Source organism: Vibrio sp. 378, from assembly GCF_033339435.1.
Map to the genome: position 1 here is coordinate 1 of NZ_JAWOUO010000652.1, position 655 is coordinate 655.

Here is a 655-nt window from a genome sequence, read left to right on the forward strand (position 1 = left end):
AGATATGCTTGAGCTCTTTGCCCGTAAAGCTGACTTCTACGTAAGAACCAAATTTGATTGGCGGTTGCTGGTTATCGATGCCATAAGGGTCTTCAACCTGAATCACCATATTGATCATGCGCGTGGCGCTATCAATCATTCCCAAATCACGAACGACTTTACCTTCACGGGTGGTCGAGAGAATGCCTTGCTGAGTTACGGTTGCTGTCAGCTCTTTGATTGACTCCGGCAAAAACGCACTATCAAAACCAGCAATTGGAACATGCACTTCCGCCACTTCGATGTTATTCAAAGTTGCGACACGAGATCCCGACGTCACAAACTGCCCCACACCGACATCACGCTCGACCACTAAAGCATCGTATGGCGCAACCACTCGGCAGTTTTCCAAGTCGCGATTTGCACGTTTGAGAGCGGCTTGAGCAGACTTCACTTGCGCTTGCGCGCTAAGCACCTGAGGTTTACGCAAGTACAGATCGGTGACTTGCTTGTCGCTAAGTTTTTTCGCTTGGCGTTTCGCCACTTCCGCTTTTGCTTGTTCTTCAATTAACGATGCACGAGCACTAGCCAGACCCGCTTCAGCTTGAAGTACGGCCGCTTCATAATTATCGCTTTCTATCGTGAATAGCACTTCCCCACGCTTCACGATGCCACC

Annotated in this window: 1 protein-coding gene; it reads right to left on the bottom strand. The window is 49.5% G+C overall.

The annotated features are described in order from the left end of the window. Positions 1-655 (bottom strand): efflux RND transporter periplasmic adaptor subunit (locus R7Q48_RS28075; protein ID WP_318133589.1); only part of this gene is annotated, 655 nt, incomplete at both ends.